Raw genomic sequence first — 826 nt, forward strand, 5'->3', positions numbered from 1 at the left:
GTGAAGCGGAGGGCAAAAGCATCTCGTCGCATGCGAATTTTGCAAAGCGTCGAATTCCACCTTTGGAGTCAAACAGATCGATGTTGCACCCATCGGCAAATTCAGGCACGACCAATTCCAATAATGCCGCCAAGTCATCATTGAGCGAATCCGAATCATTCGGCTCAGCAAGCTTATTGGACATGAACTCCAACGCGCCGCGGAGTCGATCGTCCATATCATCTAGACCACTCAAATCGACGTGGCTGTGGCTGTCGTGAGCCAACGCATTTTTTACGTCTTACATTTTTACGTTCTGCAAATCGTTGCTTTCGCAAATCCATTCTCGCCGCCCTTTTCTTCTGCTTTTTTAAATCACAAATGGTTTCAAGCCGAAAATCAGAAACAAATTGACATCAACTTCCAAACGTCAATGTGTTTTCCAGCAAACGGTGGATCTCGCCTAATTCGCGAGTCAACTCCATCGCTCGAGGCGAGAAACGCGATTTGTCGTAGTGCATCTGTACGCTGAGCACACTGAGTTGTATTTCCAGCGATTCAATGGCCTCGGCTACCCGATTTAGATCTTGGATCGCATCGCTCGAAAGCGACACATTGCTGCTTTGAGAATACATGACAGTCTCCTTCTCTTTTTGAAATTCGGGACGCCCTCACACCGATTGCCCCAGGTTGAACAAAATTTGCATTTCCCTATCGATGGCATCAACGCCTTCGAATGTTCGTTACCACCGTTCGCATCGACTCCGCAACTCGGATGAACCGAACCGGCAAATGCTTTGCCTTCATCTGCCGCGTCTCGATATCCTCGTCGCCCTCGGTCAATGGA

General features: G+C 48.5%; 2 protein-coding genes. Both read right to left on the minus strand.

What is annotated here, in order from left to right:
• Window positions 1-265, minus strand: a 265-nt coding sequence (locus tag RMSM_RS20310; RefSeq protein ID WP_008700424.1) for a hypothetical protein, incomplete at its 3' end; no start/stop codon positions are given.
• 130 nt (window positions 266-395) lie between these two features.
• Window positions 396-614, minus strand: coding sequence for a hypothetical protein (locus RMSM_RS20315; protein ID WP_008700426.1), 219 nt, complete (start codon window positions 612-614; stop codon window positions 396-398).
• Between the last annotated feature and the right edge of the window lie 212 nt (window positions 615-826).

Origin of the sequence: Rhodopirellula maiorica SM1 (assembly GCF_000346295.1) — a bacterium.
GTDB lineage: Bacteria > Planctomycetota > Planctomycetia > Pirellulales > Pirellulaceae > Novipirellula > Novipirellula maiorica.

Coding starts and splice junctions, on each gene's coding strand:
- RMSM_RS20315 (WP_008700426.1), bottom strand. CDS start 614: ATGTATTCTCAAAGCAGCAATGTGTCGCTTTCGAGCGATGCGATCCAA.